This window comes from Acetobacter fabarum, assembly GCF_029069195.1.
In the GTDB taxonomy this organism is placed as follows: domain Bacteria; phylum Pseudomonadota; class Alphaproteobacteria; order Acetobacterales; family Acetobacteraceae; genus Acetobacter; species Acetobacter fabarum_A.
Genome location: NZ_JARDYK010000003.1, coordinates 1 through 16,496, shown reverse-complemented (window position 1 = coordinate 16,496; position 16,496 = coordinate 1). Strand labels below are relative to the sequence as shown.

Annotated in this window: 14 protein-coding genes and 1 tRNA gene; 13 read left to right on the top strand and 2 right to left on the bottom strand. The window is 43.2% G+C overall.

The genetic code is table 11. The annotated features are described in order from the left end of the window. Positions 1-2: 2 nt before the first annotated feature. The 13 genes from PY793_RS05670 to PY793_RS05610 all read left to right on the top strand — a co-directional run bounded on the left by PY793_RS05670 (position 3) and on the right by PY793_RS05610 (position 13,435). On the top strand, positions 3-1,124 hold the full coding sequence (locus tag PY793_RS05670; protein WP_275177141.1) for an ABC transporter ATP-binding protein: 1,122 nt from the start codon (positions 3-5) through the stop codon (positions 1,122-1,124). 36 nt (positions 1,125-1,160) lie between these two features. Then, a complete protein-coding gene (locus PY793_RS05665) occupies positions 1,161-2,273 on the top strand; it encodes an extracellular solute-binding protein (protein ID WP_275177140.1) in 1,113 nt (370 codons plus the stop codon). A 415-nt stretch (positions 2,274-2,688) separates the two neighbouring features. Beyond that, positions 2,689-3,162: a YcgN family cysteine cluster protein gene (locus PY793_RS05660; RefSeq protein WP_275177139.1), complete on the top strand. Its 474-nt coding sequence runs from the start codon at positions 2,689-2,691 to the stop codon at positions 3,160-3,162. Further along, positions 3,119-3,838, top strand: coding sequence for a M48 family metallopeptidase (locus tag PY793_RS05655; RefSeq protein WP_275177138.1), 720 nt, complete (start codon positions 3,119-3,121; stop codon positions 3,836-3,838). The genes PY793_RS05660 and PY793_RS05655 overlap by 44 nt, the downstream gene beginning before the upstream one ends. Positions 3,839-3,902: 64 nt before the next feature. After that, positions 3,903-3,988: transfer RNA gene (locus tag PY793_RS05650), tRNA-Leu, on the top strand. Positions 3,989-4,082: 94 nt separating this feature from the next. Next, the gene (locus PY793_RS05645; RefSeq protein ID WP_275177137.1) at positions 4,083-5,690 is read left to right on the top strand and encodes a DUF6538 domain-containing protein; all 1,608 of its coding nucleotides are present in this window, start codon (positions 4,083-4,085) and stop codon (positions 5,688-5,690) included. 43 nt (positions 5,691-5,733) lie between these two features. Beyond that, entirely contained in the window at positions 5,734-6,711 is a 978-nt protein-coding gene (locus PY793_RS05640; protein ID WP_275177136.1) for a hypothetical protein, read from the top strand. 154 nt (positions 6,712-6,865) lie between these two features. Next, positions 6,866-8,017, top strand: a complete 1,152-nt coding sequence (locus PY793_RS05635; RefSeq protein ID WP_275177135.1) for a rolling circle replication-associated protein — start codon at positions 6,866-6,868, stop codon at positions 8,015-8,017. A gap of 305 nt (positions 8,018-8,322) precedes the next feature. Continuing rightward, a complete protein-coding gene (mobC, locus tag PY793_RS05630; protein WP_275177134.1) occupies positions 8,323-8,727 on the top strand; it encodes a plasmid mobilization relaxosome protein MobC in 405 nt (134 codons plus the stop codon). Continuing rightward, a complete protein-coding gene (locus PY793_RS05625) occupies positions 8,702-10,492 on the top strand; it encodes a hypothetical protein (RefSeq protein WP_275177133.1) in 1,791 nt (596 codons plus the stop codon). Before mobC ends, PY793_RS05625 begins: the two co-directional genes overlap by 26 nt. Before the next feature lie 137 nt (positions 10,493-10,629). After that, positions 10,630-10,971, top strand: coding sequence for a hypothetical protein (locus tag PY793_RS05620; RefSeq protein ID WP_275177132.1), 342 nt, complete (start codon positions 10,630-10,632; stop codon positions 10,969-10,971). Beyond that, positions 10,971-11,570 carry a recombinase family protein gene (locus PY793_RS05615; RefSeq protein ID WP_275177131.1) on the top strand — a complete coding sequence of 200 codons (600 nt, stop codon included), beginning with the start codon at positions 10,971-10,973 and terminating at the stop codon, positions 11,568-11,570. Before PY793_RS05620 ends, PY793_RS05615 begins: the two co-directional genes overlap by 1 nt. 230 nt (positions 11,571-11,800) lie before the next feature. Further along, the gene (locus PY793_RS05610; RefSeq protein ID WP_342803914.1) at positions 11,801-13,435 is read left to right on the top strand and encodes a tyrosine-type recombinase/integrase; all 1,635 of its coding nucleotides are present in this window, start codon (positions 11,801-11,803) and stop codon (positions 13,433-13,435) included. A 137-nt stretch (positions 13,436-13,572) separates the two neighbouring features. Here the strand turns inward: PY793_RS05610 and PY793_RS05605 are convergent, their stop codons facing one another. Together PY793_RS05605 and PY793_RS05600 are read right to left on the bottom strand one after the other, a co-directional pair. Further along, positions 13,573-15,411, bottom strand: a complete 1,839-nt coding sequence (locus PY793_RS05605) for an RNA-directed DNA polymerase (RefSeq protein WP_275177129.1) — start codon at positions 15,409-15,411, stop codon at positions 13,573-13,575. Positions 15,412-15,769: 358 nt separating this feature from the next. Continuing rightward, positions 15,770-16,264, bottom strand: coding sequence for a P-loop NTPase family protein (locus PY793_RS05600; protein WP_275177128.1), 495 nt, complete (start codon positions 16,262-16,264; stop codon positions 15,770-15,772). Positions 16,265-16,496: the final 232 nt, after the last annotated feature.

Genomic DNA, 16,496 nt, shown 5'->3' with positions numbered 1-16,496 from the left:
GCATGCCGCCAGCGCATGGCTCACTCCCGGCTTTGGCGCTTACGGATTTTACTGTCCTACCCAAAGCCCCCCCACTTGCCTTACGTCTGAATTCCGGCTGCTGCATGGCTCTGCTGGGAATCGACTCCACCACACATGACCTGAACGCCCTGACCGAAGCTCTGGCCGGACGCCGCCCGGTATCGGGGCAGATATGTATATATGGGGTGAACGTCAGCCATCGACCGCAGGGACATCGTGGGATTGCTACGGCGGGGGTGCACGCACCTCTGTTCGACCATCTGAGCGTGATGGACAACATTCTGTTCCCCCTCCGCGCTACGGGCCTGCTCTCCCCCGCAGAAATCAGCCGCAGACGTGATGAGGTCCTGGCCCTGACAGGGCTGGATGCGGTGCGCACGCTCTTGCCCCCTACACTTTCCACAGAGCAGGTTTTTCGCGTAGCACTGGCGCGCGCACTGATTACCTCCCCCGATCTGCTCGTACTCAACCAGCCTTTGAAAGACATGCCCGCACAGGCGGCAAAACGCTCTCTGGCGTTTCTGGAACGACTCCGTCAGGCCATTGGTCTGACATCCCTGTTCCTCACTTCTGACAGGACCGAAGCCTTCATGGCCGCCAACACTGTGGGTGTGCTTGATCAGGGGCATTTACTACAGGTGGCGGATGCCCCCACCCTGCTTAACCGCCCTGCCTCCCCCGCCGTGGCGCTGGCGCTGGGAGACGCCAATATTCTGACCGGCAAGGTTCTGCGCCTTGAGGATGATGTGGCCGAACTCCGGCTACCATCAGGCGAAACGGTCGAGGCAATGGCCGATGGAGATCTGGCGGAGCATGATCTGGCGAGCATCTGTATTCTGCCCGACCGGCTTTCCGTTCTCTTTCCCCGGCAGGTAGAGACTGATAATGGTGCCGAAGCTGGTGACCTGCCATGCACCCTTGTCTCCGCCCACCATCTTGGTCACACCATTATCCTGCGCATGCGCCTGCGGGACGGAACGGAAATAACCGTTAACCGCCCCCCCGTACACACACAGCGCGAGTTAAATGTCGGCCGCCCCGCCCTGCTGGCCTGGCAAACACGGAATGCAACAGCCTTTCCGATGGATAAAAAAACCAGCTAGATTTAGGCTGACAACACTGGCCAATAATAACGACGCATGAGGTTTACCCTGTTCTCTCTCCCTTTCCTGAACACACCCGACAGGCAGGCAGTGTCCTCCCAGGAACAGGGGCAGGTTCCTTTTCTTGGTGCCTTATCGCGCCGTCGCGCATTGCTGGCCGGGCTGGGCTGTCTGACACCCCTGCTCCCTGCCTCGGCCATGGCCCGGCACCCCATCCCACAGACCAGAGCAGCCAAAAGCCTGCATATTCTGACCTTTTCTGGAAAAATTTCCGGAATACAGAGCAAAATCCTCTTCAAACCCTATGAGCAACTCACCCACCAGACCATTGTACCCCACGGCTGGAACGGGCAGATCAGCGATCTGGAACACGTTATAAAGCAGACACGCCGCCCCTTGGCCGCAGCCATGATGGAAAGCAGCAGCCTGCGCATCGGCTGTAACCTCAAGCTCCTGTCACGCCATCAGACGGACAGCTCCCTAAGCAATTGTGGCCAGCCCTCCGCCGCCATAGATTACGCCATGGCATGGGACCGCGCCAGATTTGACACAGAGCCCGGCTGGCCCGATTTCTGGGATGTTGCGCGCCATCCCGGCCGCCGCAGCCTTCGCCGTGACCCACGCATGACGCTGGAAATCGCCTTGCTGGCCGACGGCGTACCAGCCAATGCGCTCTATACTGTTCTGGCCACGTCAAAAGGGGTTGATCGCGCTTTTCTCAAACTTGAGCAGGTAAGGCCCTATATTGTCTGGTGGTCCACACCGGAAGAAGCCGGACATATCCTGACCTCAGGAGGCGCTCTTATGGGCTGTATTCCAACTGGGGAAATTCTGGGCGCACCCGGGCCAGACCGCCAGCGTTTTGGCCTGCATTGGCAGCAGCGCTTTCTGGTTCAATACGGTTGGGGGGTACTCGCAGCCGCTGCACGCAACCCCGCTGCTCTGGCTTTTGTATCCTGGCTGGAGCAGGCGGCACAACAACAGGCGTTTGCCAACGCCTGGCCCTCCCTCCCCTCCATAACGGAACTGAACGCCCTGACCCCACGCCCCGGTCGTATCCCACCCGCCATTACGGTAGACGACACCTTCTGGGAAGCCAATCTGGAAACCCTGAGCGACCGCTTCCAACAATGGATGCATCACGCATGATTCCGTATTACTGGAGCTTAGTCAGCATCGATACAACATGCTTCCATGGCCTGCTGATCGCCATGACAAGTCTGGTGGCTACCGCCCTGCTTCTAGGGCTGAGTATTCTCCTGCGTGTTGAGCAATGGCTTTACGCAGTCTTACTGTTTTTTCTGTTTCCCTGTACTGTCCTGTCCATGGCGCTGCCTTTTTTTCTCCATTCGGCAACTACACCATTCTTGCAGGGTCTTTGCCTTCTTCCTCTGCTTTTGTTTCCGTTATCCTTGCCCATAAGAACCATGCAGCGTGACTGGTCTGCCACAGCACAGGAACTTGGCGCGGACCGGAAAGCAAGGCTCCGTCTTTTCTGGTGGCCACTCCTGAAAAGTGCTGTCAGTAATAGTCTTTTTCTCTCACTGTTCTTTAGCATCATACAATGACATCCTCACCTTCTGCTCCTTTTTGGAAAACTACTCCTCTTGCGGACATGACAACCGAACAATGGGAATCTCTATGCGATGGCTGCGGTCGATGCTGCCTGCACAAACTCCGTGATGATGACACGGAGGAACTCCACTATACATCTGTCGCCTGCAGGCTTCTGGACGTAAAAACCTGCCAGTGCACAGACTATCCCAAACGTCACCGCAAGGTACAGGACTGCGTGACCTTAACCCCCGCCATGATCCCTGCTCTGGACTGGCTCCCCCCAGACTGTGCGTACAAGCGACTGTCTGACGGACACGACCTGCCAGCATGGCACCCACTGATCACGGGGGACCCCAACACAGTCATCACCTCCGGCGCATCTGCCGCCGGGCGCTGTATTAGCGAAAGACGCGCAGGAGCACTGGAGGATTACATTGTTGACTGGCCTGCAGAGCCTGCAGCAACTTCCGACGGAAATTAACATTTCCGCTCAGGAGCCTTTACAGGTCATCTGGAAACATTCCTTACGGGCAAGGCGTCTTGCCTTACGGATTGCAGCGCATGAGCAAAAGCTTGTCGTTACCATTCCACAAGGCTGCTCCTCTGCCCAGGCACTCGCATTTGTCCAGAAAAACCATGGATGGATTAGTGATCGTCTCAAAAAACTTGAAAATGCACCGTCTTTTTCAGCTAACAGTACAATTCTGATTGAAGGAAAACCATATCTGATTGTCCACTCCCGCAACCGGTTGGGAGGGGCATGGCTTGAAAACAACTGCCTTATGGTCAGTGGAGATATGGCTTTTATGAACAGGCGCGTGACTGATTTCCTGCGGAATCATGCGGCCACTGTATTAAAAAGAGAAGTGCAGGCAATGGCCCTGCACACTGGCCTGCATCCGAGCAGAGTGGATATACGAGACACTTCAAGCCGCTGGGGAAGCTGCACCTCCACAGGTCGGCTCATGCTCTCCTGGCGTGTCATCATGGCTCCGGAACTGGTACGACACTACCTGATTGCCCACGAACTGAGCCACCTCCGCCACATGAACCACGGCCCACTCTTCTGGCAATGCGTGAACAGTATTACACCACATAAAACACAGGCCGAAACATGGCTCCGCCAGAAAGGACCACTCCTTTTGCAAGCGAGGTGAACCGAAGATTTGCGCAATAGCTGAAGCATGCTAAAGAACAGCCCATAGGCCATACACAGCATATGCGAACTTGGCGGAATGGTAGACGCAGGAGACTTAAAATCTCCAGCCCGTATGGGCGTGCGGGTTCGAGTCCCGCAGTTCGCACCACAATAACCCATTGATTTTATTGGCTTTTATGGTCTCTCCATTACCATAAGAGCCTTGTCTTCTACACAAGGCTTCTACACACAGAGGCTTCCTTGTGTTGATTCGTTTACCTTCGGGTTACCATTTCCGCAGACGTGTCCCTTCACATATCCGTGATGTGATTGGCAAAAACGAACTATGGCTCTCCCTTGGCACTTCCAAAAGAGAAACAGCAAAACCATATGCTTGTGCAGTTTATGCCCAAACAGAAAGGCTGTTCCGTTCAGTGTCTCACATCAAAACAGAACTAAATGAGAACGAAGCCTTTATTAACGATGAACTCCCAGAAGACACGCGGGAACTGTTCCATCTTCTTATCGAAGATTATCACAATCAAATTTCACTTCTAAAGCAACAATACGAACACCAAAAACTCAGACATTCCATTGAATCCCTTCAAAGCCTTGAGCAGTTGGAAAAAACACAAAACGTAGCTGAACGAGGCGTTCAACTGCTGAAAAAAACTTTTTCTAAACTTCAAAAGCAAGAACCAACAGACAAGTCTTTAAACGCACTTCGAAACCAAATTAATGAAATGCAGGCTTTCCTAAAGCCACCACAAGCAAAGCCTTCGCCCTTATTTTCACAGGCTTCCGAAACCTTCCTTGAAACCAAAACTAACGTCAAACAGTCCGTTATTGATGGCTACAGAGCCACCTTTAAAAGGTTCTTAGAAGTATGTGGCAATAAACCACTACGCGACTACACAGGAGAAGACGCAGGACTATTTAAATCGTTGATGGAACAGCTACCAGAAACCTACGGAAAACAACGAAACGACACACGAACCATTCAAGAGTTTGTCGCAGTAGCTAACAAGAAAAACTTGCCCCGTGTTTCTGGTAAATCAGTGAAAAACCATTTCACAAGATTATCAGGGCTTTTTAAGTATTTTCTTCTACGCGATTTAGTAGATAAAAATATTTTCACTGGTGGTTGGCAATTCGATACCAAAGCAAAAACCAAACGTGTGCGCTGGTCTGATAATGACTTAAAAACGATTGCTGGACAGACTTGGCAATTCGGAACAGTCAGTAACAAAACAGCCAATATGATTGTCGGAATTGCGTCTTACACAGGTATGCGATTAGAGGAAATCTGTAGGCTTAGACCACAGGACATTAAGGAAATCCAAGGTGTTCCTTGCATTATCGTGCAAGACCACCCAGCCCTAAAAAATCAACCTTGGACAGAATGGAGCGCCAAAACCGAAGCAGGTAGTCGCGTTGTCCCTATCTGCAAAGCATTACAAAAGGCTGGACTTTTAGACCTTGCTCAAAGAGCCACTAACCAAGGAAGACACTATATTTTCCATGACCTGCAATTCTCTGGAAAAGACAAAAAACGCTCTGCTCACTTCCAACGAGATTTCTCGAAATTCAAAACACACTTAGGAATTGGCAAGAGCGTAGTGTTCCATTCCTTCCGTCATAACGTATCCACTAAACTCAGGAACATTCATGAACATGGTGAAGGTGGTTTAAGAGAGTCTTGGATTGACGATTTCCTTGGTCATGAAGGAAACAACAAATCAGTCGGTAACACTGTTTATTTCGATGACGTTGATGTTATCAATCTTCTTAAAGTCGCTGAATCAGTTCAATATCCAAGCTTCTGGAATGTAGAAAATATATTTTCAAAGAAAGTAAAGATATATGTTTAAACGCATCCTAAGATACCTCTCCCTAAAAAGAAAGAAAAAACACTTGGAGACAGATATTAAAAAAAAGTTTCTTACCCTACATGGGATTCCATCAGATACACCACCCAAAGATACATTCTACTATTATGATATAATAAATGGATGGACTATAAATAATAACAAGATTAATGATGAAATAAATGATGAGATAATCTCATTATATTATTTATTTCAAGATTGCATAATGAAAGACATTGATTACAATACCATTTGCAAGAAAATTCCTCCTTTCGTATCTGATAGTGGACTTAATTCTGAGTCACCGGTATCAAAAAATATGCTAGAATTAATTATAAATAACTTCAAAAATATTCCAGAAATATATAGATTTTTATATTTGTATGATTGTGATTTTCTAATACAGTCTTTATTGACATGTCATATAGAGGTGAAAAATATTTGTGGAGAGTTTTACCATTTACTCAATAGTGGTCCTTTTTTTGACAATTGCAATCATATAGATAGTGTGCGTTTTACATGCTCAGCAGACATAACAAAACTAATGTCATATGTTAATTTTATTTTCATTCGCTTATATAGTATTCTCGATTACGTAGTGAAAATATGCTTTGAGCTGGATAATATTCCAAATGACTTCAGTAAATATAATAAAATGTATTCAAAAAATAAGCTATTTGGTGAAAAAAAACGTTTGAGTATTAATAACAGAAAAGATACTTTATTTGAAGATTGTGATTTTATCAAAACAATTGAAACGATCAGGAATCATATTATCCACGATGGTATTATAGATATTCGGCCAAAAGGTTATGAGCGTTATGTCAGTGGCGTAATCGTAGAACGCTTTATACTCTTCCCAGATATAAAAAATGGACGATTTGAAAATTATGTTAATAGAAAACTATTTTATGGAAATGAAGATAAAATTAATTTACGCCTTCCTTCCATCATAGATGAGTTCAACTCTAGACTTCTAAATACAATAAAAATTGTAATCAATAATAAAAAAGAAATTATATAATTCTTGTAAATTTTCTAATAATTATAATACAATAAAAAAGGTATCCAGAAGGATACCTTAATTTAAGATAAAATTTTAAATTACCATACCAATTTAAGTTTTCCAGACACCGGCAAGTAGAAGGAATCAAAAAAGATAAGGAGTTGTTAAGATTATGATAGCCACATATACAGAAAATATCAAGAAAAATATTAACAACAAACCAATATTTTTTGTTAATAACTCAAACGAATATAAAAAATACCAAAACCACAACAGGAACTTGTTCTTATCAACCTGCTTAAATCACTATGCTCTAACAGTTGGTATGGTTCCTTTGTTCCTTACCTTAACGTGTGAAAATAATAACGATAACAAGAGTTTATCTAAGAATGAGTTAAACAACAGATTTAATTATATTCGTAAATTTCTGGAAAAAAAGAACATCATAAACTTTGGTATCAAGTCATTAGAACTTACAAAAAATAACATATATCACTTACATACCGTAATGTTCTGCTTCAACGAAGATATTGAAAAAATCAGAGAAATTACACAATCTTACTTTAAGAATGAGATTAACAAAAATGAGTTATCATTCCAAAAAGTTATCCGCGAGACGAACCAGTTTGTTTTAGGATATATCAATAAGATTGAGTTTAAAAATAATCACCAGACCAAGGAAAGTAACTTAATATCTCATTCCGAAATTTCATTTTACGGTATCAACAAAATCATTAAAGAATACGACAGGATATATAAAAAAGATTTTTCTGAGATAGACTTTGAAAGATACCAGAGATTAGGAATACTTGATAATATCAAGAGAGATTTAAAAATAAATCATCTTATCAAATCAAAAAAATTGTTTACAGCACTTGCCGAATTAGGGGCTTTCACAAAGTTATCGAAAAAAATTAATTCCAGAAAATGGAACTTACAAAAAATGAATTCACAGGAAATTAAGAAATTATTTTCCAAAAAATCAACCAGTCCGAAAAAGGTAGTTTGGCTTACTCTCCAAAGGGATACCCAGGAAAATACATATATAACTAAAAAAGAAAGATTAAATTATTTGTCCTACATTCCCCCACCTTTTTTAGAGGTGAAGGAAAGTTTTTATAATCAAAAATCCGCATTTTTGAATACAGTTATTATTTTAAAATTATCTCAGGAGACAAAATTATGTTACATCATTATCTTACAAAAACAAAACATTATTACTCTGGAATACCACCACCGTTTCAGGGGTTCAACAGGGGTTTACCCCTTTGCCAGAGTGGTGGAGGAAATACGCAGTATTTACCGTAACCATGCCTGGCTATAATCAACAGATAACAGAAAATCATAAAAGACAATAAACTGAATATATCCGAAAAAAGCCACAGGAAGCCACAGAAGGGTATGAACGATATAAAACTAGGTTGGATACCAAACACGCATTACATACCCTTCCAGCCTTCTTAAAATCGGTTTCTATGATTTCTTTGTCGTTTGCATATCAATGTAGTTATAATAATAGCCAGGCATGGTAGCAGTGCATACTACGTATTGCACAACTACCACCCGGCCAAGGGCTTCGCCCTGTGGAACCCAAATAAGGATACAGAAATAAAATAAAAAGGATACGATATGAAAAGACAGAATTATAACTTTAAATTATCACCAGACGAAAAATTACGATTTTTAGCCTTCTCTCAATCCAAAGGTTTAGCCCTTGGCACTTGGTTACGTGCGCTGATGTATGAAGCGGAAAGCACAGGAAACGCAGGAAAATCAGTTGCTACAGAATTAGAGAGCATCCGATTAGAGCTTTCTAAAACCGGAAATAATCTTAATCAATTAGCAAAATATTTTAATCAGATAAAAGAACCTGTTGCGTTTCATTCTCACGCGACACAAGAAGATTTACTTAATGAGCAATTAGATAATCTCGAAAAGCTCATAAACAAAACAGATAAAAAAATCGCACTCGTAAAACCTTCTGTTCAAAGAACAGAAAGGAAGAAAGATGATAATACAAACGAAAGCCATTAAGGTTTCTTCCGGTGCTGATAAAACAGCAAATCATATTTTTTACGGCGATAAAAACGAACATATAGACGTGCTGGAAGGTAGCCACTTTCAAATGAAAGACGCTATGCGACAAGCAAAAAATAACCGTCTAAAATATGGTTTTCATCACTTCAAAATATCACCAAAAGAAAAATTAACAAATGAGCAATTGCGCGAGACAATCAATAAATTAGCACAGGAATATAAGTTTAATCCTGATGACATAACTCTCATTGAACACACTAAAAAACGCGCTGATACAACAGCATCAGACAAACATTACCATCTCATTGTTCCACATTATCAACCTACACAACGTAAAGCACTCGACACAAAAAATAGTTTTGCTCGAAACGAGAAAATTGCTCGAATTTGCGAAATCACATTCGGGCATGAAATAGTGCAAGGACAACACAATAAAGCCGTATATCATCAGCTAATAGACGAAGGAAAAACAGCATATGCAGAACGTGTTAAGCCCCTGATAGCTCTGGAACGAACACATCAAGCACATACAGTTAACCAGCAAAGAACAGCCGAAAAGAAAGGCATAAACCTACCTAAAGAGAAACAAGCCATAAAAACCCTATGGCAAGCATCTGATAGCCTTAAAGCCTTTCAGGCAGGGCTTTCCGAGCAAGGCTACACGTTGAAGCCGGGAGACAAAGCAAACACTTACATCATAGAAAAAAATGGCGTGCTTCTTGGTTCTGCTAATCGTTTAATTGGCATGAAAAAAGAATTATTCGCCAAACAATATAAGGAGTTAGAAAATGAACAATCAAATTTCAGAAATCAAACAGGACACATCGAACATAATAGAAATGCTTCAAGAGACAGAAGGCCCATCTCCGCTAGAGATGATTCAGGAGCTATTGGAAACGATACAGATACAACAAAACCAAATCATAACCACACAATCGCATCTCTTGAGAACAGTCAACAAAATAGAAAAAGATATGCAAAACATGAAGAAATAAAAGCAAATAAAATTCTCAGAAATATTAAAATATATGATGATAGCCACGTGAAAATTATTGACGATAATTATATAAATAAACTAAAAGAAATACTCAAAAAACAACGAGAAGAAGATTATAACAGGATTAGAAATGCTTATAGAAATATAGAATATCAAAAATATTATTATAATTCTTCTAATCGAACATATGACACAAATATCCTGAATATGATGTATAATTGCTTTTCTCGATTGTTCAAATTTTCAAAGATAAGCAACAAAAAGTCTGAGATTATCAAACCAAACGTAAAACCACCCTTACTTTTTTACACATGGAAAAAACTCACACATGAACAGAAAAATACATTGAGATTTTCTTGTATGTATCACTACCAAAGAACATTCGAGAATATGATAGAGTTCGAAAAACTACACGGAATAACGAATAATAATACATTTCAAGATTTTCTCCATATTCTTAAAGAGAAAGGTGATTTCATGTCTCAGGAGATAATAAACTTATATCCTTATCAATATATTAGAGAATTAGACGACGAATATTTAAAAAGAGAACTATCAAATATCTTGAAACATTCAAATTCACAGAAATACACAAAAGAAGATATTCAAGAAAATATTATCCAAGTGTGCCAAAACCTTCTAATCGACAAAGAAATTAAAGAGAAAATCGCAGAAACATTTAGGATAAAAGAAAGCATAATTAGAATGAAGTCAATATTTATGTCAAACGCCACAAAAGAAAATAAAACATATAATTATAAATAAAAAGTGTTCTTTTAATTGTAATTTTCCGAACATTGTGCTAATATTGAAAAATGGACGGAACAAAAAGGGGCTTGTTGTTCTTTTATTCTGTTCGGAAAATCATAGAAGGAAAATAACGATTTAAGGAGAAAATTATAATGTTATCAGTAATTACATCAGCGTTGCCGACTGTAGACAGAGAATTGGCTTTTACATTCTCGATTGTTTCTTTGAGTTCAGGAGAGGCAAGCCCTGAAGCTGTTCGAAAGTGGCAGATTGACGTTAAAAAATTAGCTTTGAAAGCATTTAGAGACATCGGCATTGAGACAAAAGACGTAACAGAAGAAGACATTAAAAAAGCTTGTAGCGTGGTTCTTGACGATGCCAAGAAAACAATACCTAGGGGCATGAGTAGCTTTAATTTTAAGGCCGATTATGTTTCTCCTGAATATGTTCAGGAATTGATAGAACTAGACAAAACTTTTTTGGAACAGTTCTAATGATTTATGGATATGCACGTGTAAGCACTAGCGACCAAAATGAAGGTATGCAGGTGGACGCTTTAAAAGGGGCTGGATGCTCTGAAATATTCACAGATAAGGCCAGCGGGGCAAAAACCTCGCGTCCTGCTTTGGATAAGATGCTCCCTCTTTTAAAAGATGGTGACACTCTGGTTATATGGAAATTAGACAGGCTTGGACGTTCTACAATTCACCTATTTAATTTGCTCGAAGACCTAAAAAGCAAAGGTGTTGCTGTTCGCAGTATCATGGAAGGAATAGACACAAGTGGTTCTCTTGGTAGATTCCTTTGCACAATCTTGGCCGGGGTTGCTGAGTTGGAGCGAGAGAACATCAAGCAGAGGGTTAATGCAGGGCTTGCAAAGGCCAAGCGTGATGGTGTGAGACTTGGCAGAAAAGAGCGATTTAATGCCAAGGACAAAGCCTTAATTAAAAGACTTCACACGCTCGGAGACAGTTACACAAAACTCTCTCGTCAGTTTTCTGCATCACGTTCAACCATCTGGGAAATCGTGAACAGCGAAGAAAAAGTAGCGTTTCAGGATAATCGCCAAACCGACCTTGAAGATACTCTATAAAGGGGGTTGATTTTCTACATAACCCTTCTACATTCTTCTTCACGACAGGATTATAAAAGTCTTTAATATCAATATGTTATTTAAACGACTGCGGGACTGTTGCTGTTCGAGTCCCGCAGTTCGCACCATAAATCCTTGATTTAGAAGGATTTATTGGTTCCGGAACTGTGACGGTAATTTTTTACCCATAAGTTTGCCAGCAGCTTGAACGTGCGGGATGAGAGTGCGGGATGCTACGGGTCATGGGGACGAGGTATTATTTCAGGCGTGCCGTGCCACGCAACATCCAGGCCATACTAGGTCGGAAAGAGTTTTCCCTTGCGCTGAAAACCAGCAATAAAGTGATAGCGCGCGAACGCGCAGGGCTGCTTTATGGAAGGATCGGCGAGTTGTTCAATAAGGCCAAGGATGCCGCACCCGAACCAACCAAAGCCGAACTGAAGGAACTGATTGCCCTTCAGAAGAAGATCATCGCCGAACATGAAGACCTGCGTGACGTTGAACGCGCCGCTGCACAATCACGCCGCAAGGCCGATGAAGCCCGTCATCTTTACGAGAAACTCACCCTTGTGAAGCAGACCGAAGATTTTTTCGAGCGTGTCACTCCCGCCATGAATGATCTTCTGCACCGTCTGAGCAGATTAAGCACCGATATCCTTGTCGACACCAAGGTCAGCGATACTGAAAAACAGGGGTTGCGTGACCAGATTGCAAACCTGACCAGTATTATCACCAATGTCAGCACCACTGCACAACCAGAAATCGTTGAAGACACGAAGCCTCTGACACCTGCCACAAAAGCCACCAAAAAGCTTGCTCAGAAGCGTGATACGCGCCCCAGATTGTCAGAAATGGCTGAACGCTTCGTATTCTCCGATCAGACCAAGAGCATTGACACAATCAAGGGAACAACCAACTCCGTTGCCCTGTTCACCGAAGCATTCGGGGACATGCCAGTTGCCGATGTCACAGGGAAGATTGCAGGCGAGTTTCGTGACCTGCTTTCAGGACTCCCGGCTCACCACGGCAAAGGGAAATCAACCCCACCTATCCGGGAGGCCGTTGCACAGGCAGAAGAGTTCGAGCTTGACACCGTGTCGGGCAAGACCGTCAAAAACCATTTCTCCCGCATGTCCGCCTTGTGGCGACACTTAGTCCAGCGCGACTACGCCGCCCGCAATCCCTTTGAAGGCTGGAAGTTCGACATCACCAAGAAAATCGAGCGTCGCGCATGGTCGGAGCAGGAATTGCAACAGCTCTTATCCGCACCGTGGACAAGTCGGGTAACATCCGAGCGCACATATCAGGGGATTATCCAGACAGCCCTTTATACAGGGATGCGTCTGGGTGAAATCTGCAACCTGCGTAACAAGGACGTCGAGATTATCGACGGCATCCCCTGCTTCCACATCCAGCCTCACACCGAGATTGTGAACGGCAAGCAGCGCAACTGGTCGCCCAAGACTGCCGCAGGCACACGCATTGTCCCGATACACAGCAAACTGCTTGAAGCCGGAATCCTGACGTTCAAAAGCTCAGGACTCTACTTGTTTGATGAGCTGACAATCGCACCACACGGGGTCAGAGGGAACGAGTTTGCACAGGCCTTCTCGAAATTCAAACGCCGTATAGGCATTCCAGAAGATGTGACCTTCCATTCCTTCCGCCACCTTGCCTCCACCAAGCTGCGCAATCAGGAGAACGATATCCGCGAACTCTGGATTGATGCGCTGCTGGGGCATGAAGCAACGCATCGCTCACAGGGAACAACAAACTATATGTCAGGCATTGAGGTGAAGAACCTGCAACGGGTTGTTGAGGCTCTCACCTATCCGCCTTTCATACACTTCACGCCTGGCAGATGACGTAAACGGCAGCTTTGGGGGGGAATCGGACGGTCTGTTGTGAAGATGCCAAAGTAGAAAACTTCTATTCGTTATGTTAATTGACGAAAAATTTCCGACACCGGATTCCAGAGAGAAAATTATAATAAAATATGAGACTATATTTTTATGCTTTTTATTACACGAACATATAAAGGATCATTTACATATAAGAGAACATCATTTTTTAGCTTTTGACGCGCTAACGGATTTATGTTCGATGCAGTTAAAATGTAAAGGCAAACCAAAAAGCGTTGTATTGAGTAGGTGCTCTTGTTTTGTCCATTTAGAACATAAAGGCGAACTTCCGGCTTAATCAATGGACCTAGAGTCATATTCTTAAACGACACAAAAACTGAACAAGCTGTTTCGAATCCTAACGAAACGATCATAGCCTTCATTGCCTCTCCTTCTTTGTGACCTCGAAATTTGCCGTATGTGGAAGCAACTTGTCGAGCAAGGAACTCAGAATGTGTCCAAATATTTGATGTCTGCTCAATCACCTGAAGAATGTGGCGTCGCAGACCATATTTACTCATTAGCCACAAAGCGGCCATTAAGAAAAAAGGGTTGCGACACACATATTGGGAGGAAGCCAATTGTTCAGCTAAAGAACGGATATCTCTATGTAACACGCTATTTGGAGTAACATGCCAGTCAGTAAGAACTTTAGCTGCGAACATGATGGACGCGTCGTCCAGAATATCTGAACCGGTCAGATATGTTGCTATGCTGTTAAATCTGTCTCGCCTCGGTCCGAGTTCACTGAAATACCGTAAAATGCTATCACGCAGTCCTGGATCTGACGACAATCTGCTTTTTGCAAATTTAAGCCCGTAGTTATCGCTTATAGATGCAAAATGGCTCAAATACCGCTTTGCCACCTTCTCCCACTGTCCTGTAGGTTCTATCCCCTGAAATTTGTCAAATTCCCGCTGTACTTTTATTAATAAATTTTTTCTTCGTTTCCCACCAAGAGGAAGCTTGGCAAAGTCATCTTTTACTTTGTCTAAGAACTTATTTTCCTGTGCGTAGAAGAATTTTCTAGCTTGTTTAGCGGATAGTATTTTGGTTTTGCCAGAATTTAATCTCAATCCCCGTGTTTGCAGCATTTGATCCAAGTCTCTGAGGAGGCATTTACCCTCAGAAACTGAGTTCGTGGTTGCGGTTATGTCGTCAACCCACCTAACAAAGCAATTGTTCGTTACTGTCTTTAAGAAAGCGTCGACTTCGTAAAGATAGACATGACTGAGAAGACGTGGAGCATCGAAATTTACTTGAGGGAGACTGCGATTAGATGATGGAAGATAATCTGGACGCCAGCTAATTCTATCAAGAACTAAAAATAAAATATCAAGAGTGACTTCCCCCGTGCTATGAAGATCTGAAATAATGTTTCGTAAATGCGAGTAGTCAATGTTATCGAAATAGTTAGCAATATCGGTCACGCAAACAAACTGATGACTACTAGAAATTTCTAATCTCATATCCGAAAATTTTCTCCATTGACGAAACCAAATATAATCTCGTTCAAAGGAAATATCAGCCTGAGCAAATCCATGGCTTCTGCTAAAAAACGAGTTCTTTGATGGTTGTTTTTTTAGAGCAATAGGCAAAATATTTTCCACAATACACTGCAAAATCAAGCAATCATTAACAGTTGGCAATACCAACGTCCTTGTTACGCCAAGCTTCTTTTCAATGCGAACTGGCACTGATCGCTGAGAAATATAATTTCCAGAGTATAGCGCATTGCAAAGGCGTGAGAATATTTCTTTTCTATTCCAATGGAAATCATTATAGTCATGTAGATCTGGTATTTCCTGATCTCGAAGCCCAGGCCTTATGTAATTTTTCCATACACGCTCCATAATTTCCGGTGAAAATACTTTTTGAAGTTCGTTCAACCGACTAGTGAGGCGTTTTGTGTGGAAAGAATGGAATGGAGACAGCATCATGCAACTCGATTTTTGGAATAGAAGTAAATATTATTTGTTTCTAATAAATGCACGATTTATATTCGATTGATGAAGAATATAAAACACTAAAAATCATAGTGATTTTCTTGTGCATTCAACACTTCCTATAGTTAATGGCAAATGTCCGGAAAGTTCAGTAAGATCATTGTGAAGGGCTTCTCAGCAAACGTAAACAGAGAAAAATAACTAAAGCTTTGTCCGGTTTCGGTAAACCTTGCAACCTGATCAAACGACCAACATGAGGCGGTGGCCGCCTGTCTGTTCTGGTTCCCTTGAGCAGACAGGGGGATAGGAGGGAACGGAATGGCAGCTTTCAGCGCATTCTGGGAGCATGCCGTCAGGGACATTGAAATGTGAGGCTTCGCGCCTTAGCCCAACCGTATATGAATTGACGAAGCTCCTCAGTACGGTTCTTCGGCAGTCCTTTGCCGTCACGCATGGAGATGGATGCTTCATGCCCGATGAGCCACGGAAGGAGACCTAGACGGTCATAACTCTCGCCCGTATCAGAGTGACCTGGATTCAACCATTGCACAAAAATGTCGAATTGATTGTCGACTACATAGTTGAGCGTTTGACGCACTGTCTCTGTGTATTGGATCGAGCACAGTATGATGCGGCATTTTTGGTTCTCGAGAATATCTCCTGCATAAAGTTGTCGCTCTTCGGGAGATCCGCTAATTAAAAATACCTCAACGCATTCGCCGCCATAAAGAACCAGAGTTCGAGTATTTTGACCGGTTCTTACTGTCGCACCGAACAATGTGTTCCACGTGGTTGATTTGCCCGAGTTTCGATTGCCAAGAACTCCAACGAAGAGACGGTTGTTCAAGTTATCCTCCTTTAAATCATTGGGTTTGTCGAAGCGCACAACATCGCGGTGCTGTATCGACTCCTAAGTGCTTTTACATGGAATGAGTGTCCGCTTCAAAGCTAAGGAGGTAACTTTTGTGAATGTCCGGCATGAGGCGACTGCGGCCACTGCACTTTCACATCTCCCTCTTATTTACCCCTCTTTTTTCATGCGTGGTCTGCTTTTGCTTTCCCAACAATGTCATAGCCAG